At 68.4% G+C, this 16,502-nt stretch carries 27 protein-coding genes and 1 pseudogene; 17 read left to right on the plus strand and 11 right to left on the minus strand.

From position 1 onward, the window contains the following. Positions 1-11 precede the first annotated feature (11 nt). The 5 genes and pseudogenes from Y694_RS00645 to Y694_RS00665 all read left to right on the plus strand — a co-directional run bounded on the left by Y694_RS00645 (position 12) and on the right by Y694_RS00665 (position 3,304). Positions 12-845, plus strand: coding sequence for a PhzF family phenazine biosynthesis protein (locus Y694_RS00645; RefSeq protein WP_036228856.1), 834 nt, complete (start codon positions 12-14; stop codon positions 843-845). A gap of 98 nt (positions 846-943) precedes the next feature. Next, a pseudogene (gene cueR, locus Y694_RS00650) lies at positions 944-1,327 on the plus strand (Cu(I)-responsive transcriptional regulator); the annotation flags it as partial. Between the two features lie 286 nt (positions 1,328-1,613). After that, the gene (locus Y694_RS00655) at positions 1,614-1,925 is read left to right on the plus strand and encodes a hypothetical protein (protein WP_036228858.1); all 312 of its coding nucleotides are present in this window, start codon (positions 1,614-1,616) and stop codon (positions 1,923-1,925) included. Positions 1,926-1,937: 12 nt separating this feature from the next. Further along, positions 1,938-2,783: an RNA polymerase sigma factor gene (locus tag Y694_RS00660; protein WP_036228861.1), complete on the plus strand. Its 846-nt coding sequence runs from the start codon at positions 1,938-1,940 to the stop codon at positions 2,781-2,783. Beyond that, positions 2,780-3,304, plus strand: coding sequence for a PaaI family thioesterase (locus Y694_RS00665; protein WP_036228863.1), 525 nt, complete (start codon positions 2,780-2,782; stop codon positions 3,302-3,304). Before Y694_RS00660 ends, Y694_RS00665 begins: the two co-directional genes overlap by 4 nt. Here the strand turns inward: Y694_RS00665 and Y694_RS00670 are convergent, their stop codons facing one another. From Y694_RS00670 to Y694_RS00680, 3 genes are read right to left on the minus strand one after another with little or no spacing between them, the layout of a single operon-like run. Next, positions 3,305-3,982, minus strand: a complete 678-nt coding sequence (locus Y694_RS00670; protein ID WP_409072456.1) for a glutathione S-transferase family protein — start codon at positions 3,980-3,982, stop codon at positions 3,305-3,307. Between the two features lie 23 nt (positions 3,983-4,005). Then, the gene (gene gstA / locus Y694_RS00675; RefSeq protein ID WP_036228868.1) at positions 4,006-4,614 is read right to left on the minus strand and encodes a glutathione transferase GstA; all 609 of its coding nucleotides are present in this window, start codon (positions 4,612-4,614) and stop codon (positions 4,006-4,008) included. Between the two features lie 55 nt (positions 4,615-4,669). Further along, positions 4,670-5,095: a DoxX family protein gene (locus Y694_RS00680; RefSeq protein ID WP_051495447.1), complete on the minus strand. Its 426-nt coding sequence runs from the start codon at positions 5,093-5,095 to the stop codon at positions 4,670-4,672. Between the two features lie 79 nt (positions 5,096-5,174). Between Y694_RS00680 and Y694_RS00685 the strand changes: the two genes are divergently transcribed. The 4 genes from Y694_RS00685 to radC all read left to right on the plus strand — a co-directional run bounded on the left by Y694_RS00685 (position 5,175) and on the right by radC (position 7,815). After that, the gene (locus Y694_RS00685; protein WP_036228869.1) at positions 5,175-6,059 is read left to right on the plus strand and encodes a LysR family transcriptional regulator; all 885 of its coding nucleotides are present in this window, start codon (positions 5,175-5,177) and stop codon (positions 6,057-6,059) included. Between the two features lie 232 nt (positions 6,060-6,291). Then, the gene (locus Y694_RS00690) at positions 6,292-6,558 is read left to right on the plus strand and encodes a hypothetical protein (protein ID WP_036228872.1); all 267 of its coding nucleotides are present in this window, start codon (positions 6,292-6,294) and stop codon (positions 6,556-6,558) included. Between the two features lie 109 nt (positions 6,559-6,667). Continuing rightward, on the plus strand, positions 6,668-7,066 hold the full coding sequence (locus Y694_RS00695) for a tautomerase family protein (RefSeq protein WP_036228873.1): 399 nt from the start codon (positions 6,668-6,670) through the stop codon (positions 7,064-7,066). Positions 7,067-7,293: 227 nt separating this feature from the next. Then, positions 7,294-7,815 carry a RadC family protein gene (radC, locus tag Y694_RS00700; protein WP_036228876.1) on the plus strand — a complete coding sequence of 174 codons (522 nt, stop codon included), beginning with the start codon at positions 7,294-7,296 and terminating at the stop codon, positions 7,813-7,815. A gap of 54 nt (positions 7,816-7,869) precedes the next feature. Here radC and Y694_RS00705 read toward each other — a convergent pair whose 3' ends face one another. The 4 genes from Y694_RS00705 to Y694_RS00720 all read right to left on the minus strand — a co-directional run bounded on the left by Y694_RS00705 (position 7,870) and on the right by Y694_RS00720 (position 9,525). Further along, a complete protein-coding gene (locus Y694_RS00705) occupies positions 7,870-8,367 on the minus strand; it encodes a CIA30 family protein (RefSeq protein ID WP_049820785.1) in 498 nt (165 codons plus the stop codon). 44 nt (positions 8,368-8,411) lie between these two features. Next, the gene (locus Y694_RS00710) at positions 8,412-8,729 is read right to left on the minus strand and encodes a type II toxin-antitoxin system RelE/ParE family toxin (RefSeq protein ID WP_036228879.1); all 318 of its coding nucleotides are present in this window, start codon (positions 8,727-8,729) and stop codon (positions 8,412-8,414) included. Next, the gene (locus Y694_RS00715) at positions 8,726-8,977 is read right to left on the minus strand and encodes a type II toxin-antitoxin system ParD family antitoxin (protein WP_036228883.1); all 252 of its coding nucleotides are present in this window, start codon (positions 8,975-8,977) and stop codon (positions 8,726-8,728) included. Before Y694_RS00715 ends, Y694_RS00710 begins: the two co-directional genes overlap by 4 nt. Positions 8,978-9,111: 134 nt before the next feature. Further along, positions 9,112-9,525: a MerR family transcriptional regulator gene (locus Y694_RS00720; protein WP_011829260.1), complete on the minus strand. Its 414-nt coding sequence runs from the start codon at positions 9,523-9,525 to the stop codon at positions 9,112-9,114. Between the two features lie 64 nt (positions 9,526-9,589). On the opposite strand from Y694_RS00720, the gene Y694_RS00725 reads away from it, so the two are divergent. The 8 genes from Y694_RS00725 (at position 9,590) to Y694_RS00755 (ending at position 14,139) form a co-directional block, all read left to right on the plus strand. After that, a complete protein-coding gene (locus Y694_RS00725; protein WP_011829261.1) occupies positions 9,590-9,940 on the plus strand; it encodes a mercuric transporter MerT family protein in 351 nt (116 codons plus the stop codon). 9 nt (positions 9,941-9,949) lie between these two features. Then, a complete protein-coding gene (merP, locus tag Y694_RS00730) occupies positions 9,950-10,234 on the plus strand; it encodes a mercury resistance system periplasmic binding protein MerP (RefSeq protein WP_011829262.1) in 285 nt (94 codons plus the stop codon). A 1-nt stretch (position 10,235) separates the two neighbouring features. Then, the gene (locus tag Y694_RS22985; protein WP_081771238.1) at positions 10,236-10,457 is read left to right on the plus strand and encodes a GDCCVxC domain-containing (seleno)protein; all 222 of its coding nucleotides are present in this window, start codon (positions 10,236-10,238) and stop codon (positions 10,455-10,457) included. Between the two features lie 970 nt (positions 10,458-11,427). Continuing rightward, positions 11,428-11,901 carry a single-stranded DNA-binding protein gene (locus Y694_RS00735; RefSeq protein ID WP_231497444.1) on the plus strand — a complete coding sequence of 158 codons (474 nt, stop codon included), beginning with the start codon at positions 11,428-11,430 and terminating at the stop codon, positions 11,899-11,901. 76 nt (positions 11,902-11,977) lie between these two features. Beyond that, positions 11,978-12,841: a DUF932 domain-containing protein gene (locus tag Y694_RS00740; protein WP_036228891.1), complete on the plus strand. Its 864-nt coding sequence runs from the start codon at positions 11,978-11,980 to the stop codon at positions 12,839-12,841. 50 nt (positions 12,842-12,891) lie between these two features. Beyond that, positions 12,892-13,302 carry a hypothetical protein gene (locus Y694_RS00745; protein ID WP_231497445.1) on the plus strand — a complete coding sequence of 137 codons (411 nt, stop codon included), beginning with the start codon at positions 12,892-12,894 and terminating at the stop codon, positions 13,300-13,302. A gap of 244 nt (positions 13,303-13,546) precedes the next feature. Then, positions 13,547-13,831: a YlcI/YnfO family protein gene (locus tag Y694_RS00750; RefSeq protein ID WP_011829266.1), complete on the plus strand. Its 285-nt coding sequence runs from the start codon at positions 13,547-13,549 to the stop codon at positions 13,829-13,831. Then, a complete protein-coding gene (locus Y694_RS00755; protein WP_036228898.1) occupies positions 13,828-14,139 on the plus strand; it encodes a type II toxin-antitoxin system RelE/ParE family toxin in 312 nt (103 codons plus the stop codon). The genes Y694_RS00750 and Y694_RS00755 overlap by 4 nt, the downstream gene beginning before the upstream one ends. Before the next feature lie 48 nt (positions 14,140-14,187). Here Y694_RS00755 and Y694_RS00760 read toward each other — a convergent pair whose 3' ends face one another. The 4 genes from Y694_RS00760 to Y694_RS00770 are packed head-to-tail and all read right to left on the minus strand — an operon-like array spanning position 14,188 to position 16,433. Further along, a complete protein-coding gene (locus Y694_RS00760) occupies positions 14,188-14,643 on the minus strand; it encodes a hypothetical protein (protein WP_036228900.1) in 456 nt (151 codons plus the stop codon). Further along, entirely contained in the window at positions 14,640-15,275 is a 636-nt protein-coding gene (locus Y694_RS00765; protein WP_197028704.1) for a hypothetical protein, read from the minus strand. Before Y694_RS00765 ends, Y694_RS00760 begins: the two co-directional genes overlap by 4 nt. Beyond that, a complete protein-coding gene (locus Y694_RS26380; protein ID WP_255343754.1) occupies positions 15,262-15,396 on the minus strand; it encodes a hypothetical protein in 135 nt (44 codons plus the stop codon). The genes Y694_RS00765 and Y694_RS26380 overlap by 14 nt, the downstream gene beginning before the upstream one ends. Further along, complete coding sequence (locus Y694_RS00770; RefSeq protein WP_081782171.1) at positions 15,393-16,433, minus strand: universal stress protein; 1,041 nt, start codon at positions 16,431-16,433, stop codon at positions 15,393-15,395. The genes Y694_RS26380 and Y694_RS00770 overlap by 4 nt, the downstream gene beginning before the upstream one ends. Positions 16,434-16,502 lie beyond the last annotated feature (69 nt).

Consider the following 16,502-nt stretch of genomic DNA (forward strand, 5'->3'; position numbering starts at 1 on the left):
AAGGAGCATCGATGAAAGTCCAGAAGATTGCCGCGTTCTCCGATGGCGACGTGGGCGGCAACCCGGCCGGCGTCGCAATCTGCGAGGTCTTTCCCGAGGCGGCCAACATGCAGGGCATCGCCGCGCAGGTGGGGTTCTCGGAGACGGCCTTCGCGGTGCCGAGCGGCCCCCGCTGGCGGGTGCGCTACTTCTCGCCGGAGTCGGAGGTGCCGTTCTGCGGCCACGCCACGATCGCCCTGGGCGCAGCACTGGCGCTGCGCCACGGCGACGGGGTCTTCGCACTGACGCTCAACAACGCCGAGATCACCGTGGAGGGTCGTCGCAGCGGCGACCGCGTGGCGGCCGCGCTGCAATCGCCGCCCACCCGCAGCCGGCCGGCGGCGCCTGCGGTCGTGGACGAAGCCCTGGCCCTGTTCGGCTACACGCAGGGCGATCTCGACCCGCGCATCCCACCCGCCGTTGCGCACGGCGGGGCCGACCACCTGGTGCTCGCGCTCCGTTCGCGCGCTGCGCTCGCTGCGATGAAGTACGACCTCGACGCGGGGCGCCGCCTGATGAACCGGGAGGGCTGGGTCACGATCCTGCTGGCCCACGCGGAGACCGCGCAACGCTTCCACACGCGCAATCCGTTTGCCTCCGGCGGCGTCTACGAAGACCCGGCCACGGGCGCGGCCACCGCTGCGTTCGCGGGCTACCTGCGCGACATCGCATGGCCCCACCAGGGCGCGATCGACATCGTGCAGGGTGAGGACATGGGCGTGCCCTCCCGCCTGCGCGCCGAGATACCGCCGGAGCCCGGCAGCTCGATCCGTGTCTCGGGTACCGCGAGACTCATGGAGTCGTGATCGGAAGAGTTCTGGGGGCTTGACCTTGCCACGATGACAAGGTTGACACTCTTTTCCAGGCGCAACACCCACATCACGGAGGATCCATGGCACGACTCATGAACATCGGTGAAGCCGCAGAGGCGGCAGGCGTCTCGGCGAAGATGATCAGGCACTACGAGCAGATCGGCCTGGTCCCGGCGGCCGCCCGCACGGACTCGGGCTACCGCCAGTACAGCGAGCGCGACGTCTCCATCCTTCGATTCATCCGCCAGTCGCGGCAGCTGGGCTTCTCCATGGAGCAGATCGCCAACCTGCTGGGCCTGTGGAGCGACGACCGTCGCGCCAGCCGCGAGGTGAAGGCCCTGGCCCAGGGACACCTCGATGCGATCGAAGAGAAGATGCGCGAGATGGCCGAGATGCAGCGCGCCCTGAAGCGGCTCGTGACCTCGTGCCACGGCGACGACGATCCGCACTGCGCGATCCTCGACGAGCTGGCGGTCCGCAGCACCGAGGCTCCCGCGCCGGGTGCGGTGGGCGGGCAGCCGCTGCGCAAGTCCACGGCCAGGGCGGCGCACCCGGCACGGCCGCAGGCTTCCGCCTCGGCCCCGCTGGACTTGATGGCGTGGACGCGCAACATCCACGCCAGCTCGGGTCATCACTGACCTGGTCGAGCGCGAGTCCTGAAGCTGCGACTGCTCGCTTCATGTCACAGCTGCCGAACCCGGTGTGTCTAAGGAGATAGGGCCGCATCCGCAGTCCTGTTTCGTTCCATCCCAAGGAGACACCATGGACCGCACTGCTCTCATCACCGCGCAGCCCTTCGACGTGAAGATCCTCGCCAACGGCCGGGACATCAGCGACAAGTCACCGGTCGTCCAGGTTCGGTACCACGCCGACGGCAGCGGCTCGCGCACCTTGCGCGACGGCAGCGTCGTCGCCGGGCGATGGCAGTTCCTCAACCCGCAGCAGACCCAGATCCAGGTCGACGGTCCGGAGGGCGCTTCACGCTGGGTGGTGGTCGAACTGAACGACCGGGTCTACCGCAAGGTCGACATCGACACCGGCGTGGAGTTCGTGCACCTGCCCCAGGGCCGGTGACGGGGGCGGGCGATGAAGATCGAAGTCGAGGCGGCTCTCGTCCTGCGCGCCCAGGGCGGGGAACTGCTGGCACTGGAAGCGGTGCTGCGCCAGATCCAGACGCCCGTCTACAACCTCGCGGTGCGAATGCTCGGGCGCCGCGACGACGCACAGGACGCTACGCAGGAGATCCTGCTCAAGGTCACGACGCACCTCGGTGGCTGGCGCGGCGAGAGCGCCTTCGGGACCTGGGTCTACAGCATCGCCGGCAACCATCTGATCAATGCGCGCAGCCGCTCGCCGCACCGGCACGAACTCAGCTTCGAAGAGCTGGGCGAGCAGCTGGACCGCGGACTGGAGTACGCCGAGCGCATCGGCTTCGGCGAGCGGGCTCTGACGCCCGAGGACAAGCTCGAGGCTCGGCGCACGGCGCTGTCTTGCACCCAGGCCATGCTGACCTGCCTGGACGCGCCGGGCCGGCTCGCCTACGTGCTGGACGAGATCTTCGGCCTGGAGTCCCCGGCCGCGGCCGAGGTGCAGGGCATCACGCCGGCCGCTCACCGGCAGCGGCTGGCCCGTGCACGCCAGGCCGTGCACGGCTTCATGGCAGAGCGCTGCGGCCTCGTGAGAGCGGACGCGCCGTGCCGCTGCGTGCGGCAAACCCCCGGCAAGCGCGCCGCCGCGGCCCGGGGTCGCACCGTGCCAGGCCTGACGGTCGACCCCTCAGAGCTCGACGCAGCGAGCCAGGCGCTCCAGGAGCTCACGGCGCTGGGCGATGCCGCGGCACTGTTGCGCGGTGCCCCGGAATACCGGGCGCCCGATGCGATGCTTCAAGGCATCCGCCTCGTCGTTGCCCAAAGCGGGATGCTGCGGCAATGAGCGCGCTGCCGTTCGCGTTGCCCTTCGCCATCGAGCCCGAGCCGCTGGCGCTGCGCCTGGCCGCCTTTCACGGCCGGCCGGAAATCGTCTGGCTCGGCCTGGCAGGTCGGTTCGAGGGCGACGGCATGGCCGTGGTGCGCTTCGAGCGCCTCACGCCCGGCCACCTCGGCGGTGCCGGTACCGCTGCGCTGAACGGTGGAATGATCGCCTCCGGCTTCGATGCGGCCTGCGTTCTCGCTGCACTGGGTCACGTCGACACCGAGGTGGTCGCGACCCTCACGCTGCAGGTCCAGTACCTGCGCCGCGCCATGGCCTCGCCGTCGCTGATCTTCCGCGCCAGCGCCACGAAGGCGGCGCGCAGCGTGGTCTTCGTGCACGCGGTGCTGGAAGACCCGTCGCGAGGCAGCGAGCCCCTCGCGGTCGCGCAGGCCACGCTGGCCCCGGTACGGGCGCGGTCAACGCGGCCGCACGGGGAGGTTGTCGGCCGGCCGGCCGAGGCCCTCTCGCCTCTGCCAGTCTGATCAGGCGACCGCCGCCGCCGCGATCGCGGCGTCGATGCGGCGCGACAGCGCAGACCCGCGGGCAAGCAGGAAGCCTTGCAGCCGCTCGCCATAGGTCGGCGACACCGCCTCGACCACCGAAGGCCGCACGGCCAGCGCCTCGCGCCAGCGCTGCACTTTCGGGACTCCGGTCGAGAAGCCGAAGTCGCTGATCCGGTCGAAGGTGTCGAAGTAGCGGAACGCCGGCGCGAAGGCCGCGTCGACCATGCCGAAGGCAGGGCCCGCGAAGTAGGGCCCGTCGCCGAGCTCGGCTTCGAGCTGCGTGAAGCGCGCCTGGATGTCGGTGGCACGCGCCTTCAGCGCGGCCTCGTCCGGGGCGTTGTAGAAGGCGCCGATCGCGTTCAGCAGCGCCGAGCCGAACTCCATCCACGCGCGGTGCTGCGCACGCTGCACCGCGTCCTGCGGGTGCAGGCGGGGCAGCGCGGTGTCCTCGAGGTACTCGCAGATGACGGCGGACTCGAAGATCGGCGCACCGTCCACCAGCAGCACCGGCGTCTTGCCCAGCGGCGAGACCGCGAGGAACCAGCCCGGCTTGTTCGCCAGGTCGATGTCGCGTCGCTCGAAGGGCAGGCCCTTCTCGGCCAGCACGATGGCCGCCCGCTGCACATAGGGGCAGAGGGCGTGCGACACCAGCACCAGGCTTGCGTTTCGTGACGGCCCGCTCACTTGGTCAGTCCTTCGGCCGCCAGCGCGGCCTGCACCTGCGGCCGTTGCGAGACCCGGTCGAGATAGGCCCGAAGGTTCGGGTACGCCGTCAGCGGCATGGCCAGGAAATTGGCCCAGTTGACGATGGTGAAGGCGTAGGCATCGGCGACGCTGAACTCACCTGCGAGGAACGCCTGCTGCGACAACAAGCGGTCGAGTTCGGCAAAACGCTCGGCGAGCTTGTCCTTGACCGCACGGCGGGTCGAATCGGCGGTCTCCTTGTGCCACAGCCAGGGGCTGAAGACCTTGTGCAGTTCGGTGCTGACGAAGGTCAGCCACTCGACAACCATCAGACGACGGGCTGAGCCTGCCGCGCCGATCAACGCCTGCGCGGGATCGAGGTCCGCGACGTACTGCAGCAGCGACGCCACCTCGGTGTGGCGCGAGCCGTCGTCGAACTCCAGCAGGGGCACGTAGCCGCGCGGGGAGATGTCGAAGTAGTTGGTGCCGTCTGCAGTGACGTGCCGGGCGAGGTCGACGGCGACGCCGTCGAACGGGGCGCCGACCTCGCGCAAGGCGATGTGGACGGCCAGCGAGCAGGCGCCGGGTGCGTAGTAGAGCTTCATGGATCGTTCTCCAGGTTGGGTTGTGATGTGCGTGGATGCAATGGACGAGACAGGGTCATGCGGAACGGAAGCGGGGCACCAACAGCGGGCTTCGCTTGATCGCGGCGGCACCGTCCCCCAGCAGCCACAGCGCGATGGACGCGGCAATCAGGAACACCGGGTACTCCCAGCCGCCGCCGCTGCTGGTGTGGACCCATCCGTTGGGCAGGTGCACCCAGGCGGCCACAGCCATCACCGGCACCAGCGCCAGAGCCGCCTGCCGCGCATAGAGGCCCAGCAGCAGGGCGATGCCGCCCAGCAGTTCGGCGGCGAACACAGGGTAGGCCAGCACGCCGGCGAAGCCGATGCTCGCGAAGTACTGCGCCGTGCCCGGCAGGGTGAAGACGAGCAGCTTGAGCAGCGCGTGGGCGATCCACATCAGGCCCAGGCTGACGCGCAGGACCGTGATGCCGAGCTGGGTGGAGGAAGGAAGGGTTTGCATGGCGGAACTCCGATCGGGTGGTGAAGACCTTCACTGTAGGATTGCGAAGAAGCAAGCAGAATAGTTGGAGAAGCAAACGATGATTGCAGCGACGCAATACCAGATGAGTCCCAGCGACCTCGACGTCGTTCTCGCGCTGGCGCGTGGTGGAACGCTCGCGACGGCGGGCGAGCGGCTCGGGGTGGACGCGTCCACGGTGTTCCGTTCGCTGCAGCGCATCGAGCGCGGTCTGGGCCGGCCCTTGTTCGAGCGCACCCGCTCGGGCTATCTCGCCACCGAGCTGGCCACCCAGCTGGCGGGGCATGCCGAGCAGTTGGAGGCGGCGCTGGACGCGGCACGGGCCTGCGTCGAGTCGGCGCCCGCGCAGATCTCCGGCAGCGTGCGCATCACGACGACCGACACCATCCTGCACGGCCTGATCGCACCGGCGCTGAAGTCGCTGCAGGCGCAGCACCCCCTGCTGAGCTACGAGCTCCACACGGGCAACGAGCTGGCCAGCCTGACCCGCCGCGACGCCGACATCGCCGTCCGGGCCACGAAGCGGCCGCCACAGCACCTCGTGGGCAAGCGCATCGGGCCGATCCGTGTGGCGCTGTATGCGGCCGCGAAGGGCAGGGTGCGCAGCTTCGCCGATGTCGAGGCCGGCAAGGCGGACTGGATCGCTCCGGACGATGCCCTGCCGGAGCACCCTTCGGTGCTTTGGCGCAAGCGCCACTTTCCCAAGGTGGCGCCGCGCTACCGGGTCAACAGCATCCTGTCGGTGCTGGAACTGGTCGCGCTGGGCCTGGGCGTCGGCATCGTGCCGCTGTTCCTGGCCGCGGGGCGTCGGGACGTCGTTCGTCTGACGGAGCCGCTCGACGAGTCGGAGACGGAGCTGTGGCTGCTGACGCATCCGGAGTCACGCCATCTCCGACGGGTCGGCGCGGTCTACACGCACCTGGCCCACGCCATGACGATGCCCTGAGCCCACTGCGCCATCGGGTGCTCCGAACCGGCAGGTGCGCCGTCGCCCAGGCCTTGACCTTCCGGCAGTGACAAGCTTGAAAGTTCGTCTCAGGCGGGCCGTCCGGACCGCCCTGCAACGAGATTCTTGCCATGAGTGCCGTCGTCATCGCCGTGCAGACCGAACACAGGCTCGCCGCCGCCGCGAAAGGACGCGCCGCAACCCGGCGACGCTCGCAGCATGGGAGGCCGGCATGAAGTTCATCTCGCTGCGAGTGCGGTCCTGCCTGGTGGTCCACGGCTACACGCCGGACAACCGCGAAGTCGTCGAGCGGGTCGAGGACGGGGCGTGGACCGACAAGATCATCGCCACCGAGCGCATCCAGTCTGTGAGCGAGCAGTACGTCCTGGTGACCGGCTCGCACGGCCGCCTGATGTACTGGGAGTACGAAGGCGGCATGGACGCTGTCCGGCAGCAAATGATCCGCAGCGGCCTCTTGCTGGACCGACCGGCCGAATGATCGACGACGACGTTTTCGAGTCCCCCGCGACGGCCGGCTGTGCCGTCACCAACGGTCGAGCCGCCCAGAGGTGTCCCGGCCTCCCTCAACCGCTGACATCACACTCACCATGCCCTACCTGAACCTGAACCTGCCGACGGCACCGTCCGCCGACGTGGCCGCCAAGGCCGCAGAAGTGCTGACCCGTCTGACCGCCGAGTTGCTCGGCAAGAAGCCCGAGCTCACGGCGGTGGCGATCACGGCCACCGCACCGGGAGCCTGGTACGTCGGCGGCCGCGCGCTGCCGGCCGGCCTGTCGTCCTTCTACCTCGACATCAAGGTGACCGAAGGGACGAACACCAAGAACGAGAAGGCGCGCTACGTCGAGGCCGTCTTCAAGGCCATGACGGAGCTTCTGGGGGAACTCGCGCCTGCCAGCTACGTCGTCATCCACGAGGTGCACGCCGACGCATGGGGCTACTCGGGGCAGACCCAGGAGTTCCGCTACATCAAGGGCAAGCCTCTCTGAGTACTCCGCCGACAAGCATTCGCTGAGGAGGCAACAGGTTACTGCTAGTCGTCGTGGCGAGTGGGCTTGCCGTGTCGACCCACGCTACCACGCCGTTCTCGCTGTCAAGGTCTGCGCGCTCGCGGGGCGAGCGCTTGCGGCCTGCGGCCGTCTTCGAACCCTGACAGCTGCGCTGCGCCGTGGTGCTCCGGTCTCGGGCAATCCCGCCCGACACACCGGAGTCCGCCATGTCGTCCTCTTCGACTCATCCTTCCGCTGCCGTTGCGACCGATGCGCTGCTGGTGCGCGATGTCGACGGCCAGTACCGACCGGCGCTTGCCGAGGAGGTACTGAGCCACGCGCGGCGCGTGCTGGCCCACCGCGTGCGGCGCGGTGCCACGATGTCGTCGCCGCAGGCGGTGAAGGACCATCTGCGGCTGGAGATCGGGGCGCTGGAGCACGAGGTGTTCTGCGTGCTGTTCCTCGATGCACAGCACCGGATCATCGAGCTGAAGCAGATGTTCCGCGGCACGGTGACGCAGACCTCGGTCTACCCGCGCGAGGTGGTCAAGGAGGCGCTGGCCTGCAACGCTGCGGCGGTGATCCTGGCGCACAACCACCCTTCGGGTGCGGCCGAACCGAGCCGTGCCGACGAGTTCCTGACGCAGACGCTGAAGACGGCGTTGGCGCTGGTGGACGTGCGGGTGCTCGATCACTTGGTGGTGGCGGGCGCCGAGGTTCGTTCGTTTGCCGAGCTTGGACTGCTCTGAGCGCGGTGGGGCGCCGGGCGCGCCCCTTGCGTTCTCGCTATTCCGTGGCGTTGATCAGGCGAGCCCGATCCTCCGGATGTCGAGCGCGAAGGGGCCTGCCTGGCGGGCGGCGATCATCAGGCCGACCTGGCGGATGCGCGCTGGGTCGAGTGGTGGAGCATCGGCAATCTCGTGTCCACGGAAGCTGGCGCGGAAGTCGGCCAGCGGCAGGCGCAGGGTCTGCCAATCGCTGCCTGCTGGAGCAAAGCCGGCTTGATAGTTCAGGCTGTCGAAGCCGTCGTCGGTCAGCAGGCTGAGCTTGAACTGCTTCTTGTCGCCGCGTACCTCGAGCAGGCAGGCCGCCGCGCCCGGCAGACCCCGTTCACCCGGGCTGGACCGCACGGAGGCGAAGCCGCCATGGCGCTCCAGGGAGACGGTGCCCTCAAACACGGCGTGTCCTGCCGGGTCGTGGCGGAGAGTGCTGCGGGAGACGCCGCCCATGACGCGGTCGTCGATGGCACGCCAGGCGGCCACTGCGACAGGGTTGGCGAATTCGAACAGCAGCGTCGGCACGGCGAGGGTTTCGGGGGTTGCAGGGCTGGGCGCTTCAGGCGCCGTCACTCATCGGTGCTCAGGATGGCGACGATGTCCTGGCGATCGCCGAGCAGGCGGACGACGTCCAGGTGGTCCGTGGCCTCGAAGTAGAGCCATTGCATGGGAAAGCCGGTGACGCGCCAGGAACGCAGGCCCGGGATCTCGCACAGCAGCCCCAGGCGGGGCGAGCCCATGCCGGGCATGCGCTCGATCGGTTCGAGGGCGGCGATGGCGGCGTCGAACATGCGCTCGGCCAGCTCGACACTGCCTTCGTTGGCGTAGTGCCTCGTGGCTTCCAGCAGATCGGCCTCGGCCTGCGGGCGCAGGTGGGCGCGCTTCAACGTGGCTTGCCCAGGGCCTGCTTCTTCAGCTGGGCGGCGCGATGGGGGGTGAGCTCCTGGCCGGGGCCGGAGTTCAGGCCCTCTTCGATCAGCTCGCGCAGGCGCTTCTTCGCCTGCTCTTCCTGGTCGCGGCGGATCAGCTCGCGCAGGTACTCGCTGGTGTTGCCGTACTGGCCGGAGCGCACGCGTTGATCGACATAGTCGCGCATGGCTTCGGGCAGGGCGAAGCTCATGGTGTTGGTACTCATGGCCGCAATGCTGCTTGCGACTATCAATAGTTGTCAAGAGCTTCCGTGCCCTCGTGGTTCACACACCGGAGCAGGGCGCTTCCGCCGCAGGACTCAGTTCGATCGGATGTGCTGCCGGCACCGCTGCCCTTCGGTCAGGACGGCAGATCCTCCGTTTGCATCAAGGCTTCGATCAACGGGCAGTTCACCTTGCGCTTCGTGGTCGCGCAGCGACTCACCAGTTCCTGCAAGGCTCCTTCGAGCACCCGCAGGGCCTGCAGGCGTTGCCGCACGTCTGCCAGCTTGTCCTCGCCGATCTGGCGCGCTGCCGAGCATCCCCGACCATCGTCGAGCGACAGCAGCGCCTGCACGTCATCGAGGGTGAACCCCAGCGACTGGGCGCGCTTGATGAACCGAAGCCGGGTCAGCGCCGGTGGCGCATACCTACCGATGCCGCCAGCCGGGCGGTCGGGGACAGCCAGCAGCTTGCGACGCTGGTAGTAGCGGACCGTCTCGACGTTGACCCCCGCCGCTGCAGCGAGCTGGCCAATCGACATCTGTTCTCTCATGGGCTTGACTCCGTACTCAGGTACGTACCTAGACTAGCGCGGATCCAAGTTGACAGGAACCTGCGTGTTACGACCCTGGACCACATCCGGCTCGATGCTGAGCGGCGTTGCCGCCGCTATCGGCGCATCGGCCTGCTGCGCCGGGCCGCTGCTGCTGGTGGTACTCGGCATCGGCGGCGCCTGGGGTTCGCGGCTGGTCGCCCTGGAGGCCTACCAGCCGTACTTCATTGCAGCCGCGCTGACCTTCTTCGGCCATGCCTTCGTCAGGCTCTACCGCGCGCCGGAGAACTGCGAGCCCGGCGAGGCCTGCGCGGCCCCGGCCGTGCGCCGCAGGCAGCGCGGCATCTTCTGGGTCGTCGCGGTCGCGGCCGCAGCCCTGATGTCCTTTCCCGTGTATGCGCCGCTCTTCTACTGAGGTGAACCCATGAAGCTCGTCCCAATCCTGATGGCTGGCCTGCTCGCGTCTGCCGGAACCGCGGCTGCGGGCTCCCGCACCGTCACGCTGGACGTGACCAAGATGGACTGCGCGGTGTGCCCGATCACCGTCCGCAAGGCCCTGGAGAAGGTGCCGGGCGTCGAGAACGCCAAGGTCGACTTCAAGAGCAAGCGGGCGATCGTGGCGTTCGATCCCGCGAAGACCTCGCCAGAGGCACTCGCGCGGGCCACGGCCGACGCGGGGTTCCCTTCGTCCGTGAACCAGGGTCAGTGAGGTGGGCGCGATCGTTCTTCAGTCTGTCGTGACCTGTCCGCAGTGCGGCCATGCGAAGGAGGAAACGATGCCGACCGACGCCTGCCAGTGGTTCTACGAGTGCGAGCGCTGCAAAGTGGTGTTGCGTCCGAAGGCGGGCGACTGCTGTGTGTTCTGCTCCTTTGGCACCCACAAGTGCCCGCCGATTCAGGCGGATGGATCTTCGTCGTGCTGTTCGCGCTGAGCGTCTCGTTGGCGACCTGAGGCGGTGATCCGCACTGCGCGGCCTGTGCCATCGGCGTCGTTGTCGCTCGAGTTCGAGGTAGTGGTCTCCCGGTCCCGTTGGATGCATGGCAATGCCTCCGGGCGAGGTGTCGTTGGCCCGCCACGTTGAGATTGATCGATTCGAGCGCGGCCGATGTGCAGCAGCGGGTGCATGCAGGTCCTGGTGGGCCTGGGCGTCTCCCCGCTGTGCGGGGCCGGGCTGTCGCGCTGCGCGTCGAGCCGCCGGGGTACCGGCGTCTCGCCCCTGACGGGCTTCCATCCCTGACGCAACGCGGTCAGGCCGGCAGAGCCGGCTGAGACACGCGGCGGCCCTTTCCCGTGCCCGGGGATCGCGGGCCCTGTTCCCTTCACGCTGCGCGTGAACGAGGCCCGCTTGGCGAACTGACCGGCTTGCAGGTCGCTGCGCTCGGTGCGGCGCCGGCCAGATCGCCACCCCGGTCACCCGCCATGCCCGGAGCCGGGCCGCTGAATGCCGCAAGGCAGACAGATGCTCGCAGCGGCTCGACCGCCGCGCCATTCGCTGCGCTCGGTGGCACGTCGGCCGCAGAGCCGCCGCTGCTCGTGATCGTGGGGTCGGCTGCGCTGCAGACGCTGTGCCAGGCGGGGCTGGCACGGCGGCCGCGACGCTGCGCCGCCCTGGGGGAGGAGGCAGCCCGTGCGCCAGTCGTCCCACCGCGCTCCCCCCACGCGCCCCCGTCAACCAGTGAGGGGGACTTGTGGGGGGATCTTCAAGCGGTGGGCCGGGAAACCGGCTCACTGCTTCGGCTGCGAACAACCCCACCCCATCCCCCAACCCCTTCCCGTGAGGAAAGGGGCCATGCCCACCCCCCGCCCGCCCGTGGGCGGGAGCGAGGAAGTCCGAGCGAGAGGATCAGTTTTCAGGGAACCCGGACCGGGACCCGGCTGGTTGCTCTCGATCGGAGATCGTCATGGCGAACGTTTCTGTCATCCAGCGTCACGCGCACCTGGCCGGGGCCGTCAAGCTCGAATTCGTCAACGGCCGCGAAGGCAAGATCGCCAAGGCCGTGCTGACCGCGATCAGCAACACGCGGCGCGGTTCGGGTGAAGCCCGCGAGGAGGAATCCACCGCGATCCAGTGGACGCTGTGGGGCAAGCAGGCCGAGAACGCGGCCGAGTACCTGGGCAAGGGCTCGCACGTCAACATCGTCGGCCGGCTGCGCAACAACAACTACGAGAAGGACGGCGAGACCGTCTACGGCATGGCGTTCACGGCCGAGGAGATCGACTATCTCGACAGCCGCGCCGAGAGCGAAGCCCGCCGCAACGGCGACCCGGTGCCGAAGGCGGCACCACCAGCGCCGAGCGCCCCAGCGCCCCGGCTGCGAGCCGCAAGCCCCGCAGCGCGCGCCAGCCGGCGCACGCCGACGCCTGAACCCTCATAGGGTAGGCGTGAAGCTGGTCCACAAACAACCGAGCCGCGCCCGCCCTTCGAACACTCAACGATCGAAGGAAACCATCATGTACTCGACCCCGACCCTGGCGACCCGCTTTGCCCGCAACACCCGCGTGATGCGCGGTGACCAGCCCCTGAGCGAAGACCAGATGCGCGCCGCGGCGCCGTCCATCTTCGCCGAGGGCAAGCACGCGAGCCGCTCCGAGCGCTACACCTACATCCCCACCATCGATGTCCTGCGCGGCCTGCGCAAGGAGGGCTTCGAGCCCTTCATGGTCGCCCAGGGTGCCAGCCGCGTCGAGGGCAAGGCGGAGTTCACCAAGCACATGATCCGCATGCGCCACGCCGGACAGGTGCAGACCCGGCCCGAGGCGAACGAGATCATCCTGATCAACAGCCACGACGGCGCCAGTTCTTACCAGATGCTGGCCGGCATGTTCCGCTTCGTCTGCTGCAACGGCCTGGTGGTGGGCGAGGTGGTGGACGACATCCGCATCCCGCACAAGGGCAACATCCAGGGCGAGGTGATCGAAGGCGCGTTCCGCGTGCTCGACGAGTTCGAGGCCGTGAACGAGCACACCGAGGCGATGAAGGCGCTGCAGCTCCAGCCGCCCGAGGAGATCGCCTTCGCGACGGCCGCCCTGGCACTGCGCTTCGGCGAGCACACGGTGGAGGAGGGCGGCGGCCACGCGCCTGCGCCGGTGACGGCCGAGCAGCTCATCGAGGCGCGCCGGCCCGAGGACATCGGACACAGCCTCTGGACGACGTTCCAACGCGTGCAGGAGAACGTGATCCGCGGCGGGCAGCCCGGCCGCAGCGCGCAGGGGCGCCGGCTGCAGACCCGCCCCGTGGGCAGCATCGACCGCGGCGTGAGCCTGAACCGTGCGCTGTGGATGCTGGCCGAGGAGATGCGCAAGCTGAAGGGCTGACCCGGCCGCCCGAGCCCGCCAGATTCCGCCCCGAATCTGGCGCGCTCGCAGTGCTGCACCGGCCCGACCATCGGGCTGGTCTTCCCACTCCATCCGAGGAGGCGCCGATGAGTCCCGATGCGATTGAAGCCGCGCTCACGGAATTCGACACCCGGTCGCGCAAGGCGACCCAGGCAGGAGCTCAGGCGTTCGCGCGACTGCTCGAGCTGGCCGAGGAGCGAGACTCCGGCCAGATCCCGCGCGTCGCGCGCTTCCTGGCCGCGACGTACAACGGCCGGGCCTTTCCGTTCGACCTGTTCGAGCTGCGCGCCGTCGACATCGCCATCAGCGACGACATGCTGTGCTGCCTCGACGCGCTGCGCTGGGGCCGAGCCGACCTGCACACGCTCATCCCCGACGGTGACGCCCGCGTGCGAGCCGTCATCGAGAGCTGGGGCCTTCGCTGGCCGGAACGATCTTGATTGCGAGGCGGAAGATCGCCCCAGCATCGACCGCCACGCGTGCTGCGCCGCGAGACGAGCCGTACGGCCGCTCGCCGGCCTCCACTGCGTGTCGGCCGGCTCGCGTGGCCCGGCGGCACCCCATCGAGGGGTGCGCGCCAGGCAGCCTGCTGCCTGCGCTGCGTCGACGCTGCTGCCCGCATCTGGCGGTGGACGGACGGTCCGCGTAGAATGCATCGCAACTGCAACGCGCTGACTGCCCACCATGAAATCCGCCACACTGCCGTCGCTGCGCGTCGAGCCCGAACTGCGCGAAGCCGCCGAGAGCGTCCTCCAGGAAGGCGAGACGCTGTCGGGCTTCATCGAGGCATCGGTGCGGGAGACGATCCAGCGACGCCGCGTCCGTGCCGAGTTCATCGCGCGTGGCCTGGCCTCGCGCGAGGAGGCCAAGCGCACGGGTGTGTACATCGACGCCGACGTGGTTCACGCCGAGCTGGCCAAGAAGCTGGCCCAGGCCCGAACGAGGCTGCAGAAGAAGGCCCGTGCGTGAGCTTTGCCGTCCGGTACAGCGCGTCGGCCCGGGATGACCTGACGCGGCTCTACGAGTACCTGCTCGATCGCGCCACGACGGTCGAGGACCTCGATCTCGCCGAGCGGGCACTGGGTGCGATCACCGACGCGGTCGAGAGCCTGAAGCGCTCGCCTTTCATCTATCGCAAGGCCGACGACGACCCTTTCCTGCGCGAACTGCTCATCCCCTTTGGAAGCAGCGGCTACGTGGCGCTCTTCGAGATCGAGGATGCGGCGACGGTGACGGTCCTGGCCGTGCGTCATCAGCTCGAGGACGACTATCACTGAGCGCGCCGCGCGCGCCTGCATCTGCGCGCGTTGAACTCCAGCAATGCTTCAACGCGCCCACATCCAGGCCGCTATCGCCCAACTCAGCGCCGATGCCAAGAGCGCCGCGGCGACGTGAGTCAGCCAGCTCTCGAAGCGCGCGAGGCGCCGCTGTTCCTGAAGTGAACCGGCGAGGCGCTGCAGGACAGGCTGCAACTCCTCTCGGAACAAGGTCGTCGCGGCGCTCTGCATTGCTCGCACCTGCGCCTCACCCGCGCTTCGCGCCAACTCGTCGGTGCGCTGCGCAATGTGCCGGATCGCCACGCCCTTGGCGTTTTCGGCAATGGCCGTCATCCGTGCCTCCAATGACGTCAGTTGATCCGAGAGGGTCGCGCTGGCCTGCATGAGCGCTTCCCGGCTCGCGTCCACGGCTGGAACGACGGTCTCCAGCCTTTCCGCCACCTGGGCGATCTCGCCAAGCGCTTCGGCCACGAGCGCCTCGCGCGCGGTGGTCAGGTCATTCACGCTTCCGCGCTCGTCTCGGTTGGCGAAGCACCCGCCGAAAGCGCGTGGAGGTCCAGTGCTGCGAAGCAGGCATCGAGCTCCAGCACCACGCCGGTGGCGAGTCGGCGCGTCGCGAGCTTCTGGGCCAGGGCCAGCTTCTCGGTGGCGTCCTTGGCCTTGGCAATCAGCGACTTGTAGTCCGTGGTGTCGCGCGCCAGGGATCCAAGGTCCGACTTGATCCCCCGGATCCGACCGTAGATCTCGTTCGCGCCCAGGCTGCATGCCGCATCGGGAACGGCGATCGGGTGCTGGGCGAGGTAGGCCAGCAAGAGGTAGAAGGTCTGCTCGACGGACCGGCCAGGCTCTGTCATGTTGAACAGGATCTTCAGTCGCGACGGCGGGACGCCCAGGCGCGACAGATCGATCAACGTCGCGATGGTGTCCTGCTGCTGCTTCAGGGGCGGCACCGTCGGTACGACGAAGCAGTCGAAGTCCTCGTGGCTGCCGCGGTAGCTCTGCATCAGCAACAGCAGCTGATCGACGTTGCTGGCGCCAACGTCGACGATGGCGCTGTTCACCGTCTGCAGGTACTCCTGCAACTCGGCGAACTGCCCACCGCGCAGAGCCGTCGTCTTGCCCTCACCACTGCGCACAGGCGGTCACGTTCAGGAGCTGTTCGCGCTCGACCCATCCGTAGACGAACCACGCGATCTGGTGACTCCACTGCGGCTGCATGTCCAACAGGGCAATCCACGGCATTTGCATCAGGCTCATGACGATCTCCGCGACACGAATCGCGCCTTGTTGTGGATCCAATGGCCCTGAGTCAATGCCCCGGCATGCGCTGCCGCGCTCTGAGCGAGGGCTGCGTTGTCGATGTAGTGCTCCGAGTTCGGTCGAGGCGCGACCGTTTTCGCAGCCTGTGGCGGAGAACTGTCCCGGCGCCGCGGCGCGATCAACATGTCGCAAGTCGCCTCGGACAGGACGCGGCTGCTGACGCTGCCGAGAAGGAAGTTGCCCAAGGTTGAACGACCCTGTTTCCCGGCGACGATGAGGTCGGCGCCGAGCCTGTGGGCGTGACGCAGGGTCGCGCGCGCCGGTGACCCGTACGCCAGCGCATAGTTCATGGGCGTGCTGTCCAGGCCGAGTCTGGCGACCTGGCGACGCATGCGAGCATTGGTCGCTCCTTCTTCCATCAGGTGCGTTTCCCTGATGACGTGCCCGGGCACACCGCGCATCACAGCCTCGCGCTTGGAGTTGATGGCGTGGAACACATGCATGCCTTCCGCGCGGCGCATCCGGTCAGCGACGCGAATCGCCGCATCCGACGACGCCGTGAAGTCGATCGGTACCAGGACTCGCCGATAGGTCCCTTGCACCGCGGTCTTGACGACGAGGACGGGACGCCGGCAGGTTCGGATCATGCGATCCACGGTTCTGCCGGCGAGCAATCCCTTGAAGCGGCCGTGGCCGCGCTGTCCGAGCACCACCAGGTCGACATGCTCCGACGCCTGCATCAGGGTCTCGAACGGGTCGCCGACGATGACCTCGACGCTGGCAGTCAAGTCGTAGGCACCCGATACCTCGACGGCCAGGCGGCGCAGTGCGTCGCGCGCCTGTGAGGCCTTGAGATCCAGGTCCAACGTCGGTGAGAACCAGTCGCGCAGCGGTTTGCAGCCTGCAGCATTCAGAACGTGAAGGATGCGAAGGTGGGCTCCGTGCTCATGCGCCAACAACGCTGCGCGGCGCACCGCGTTGTTACCGTCAACCGAAAAATCGGTTGCCGCCAGAATGGATGTGAGTGACGTCATCTGTGTCTCCTCGAGAACAGTCGTGTTCCGACAGGCGGCAGACGAGCGTGTGCCTACGGAGCGATGTGC

The organism is Methylibium sp. T29-B, from assembly GCF_000576225.1.
GTDB lineage: Bacteria > Pseudomonadota > Gammaproteobacteria > Burkholderiales > Burkholderiaceae_C > Methylibium > Methylibium petroleiphilum.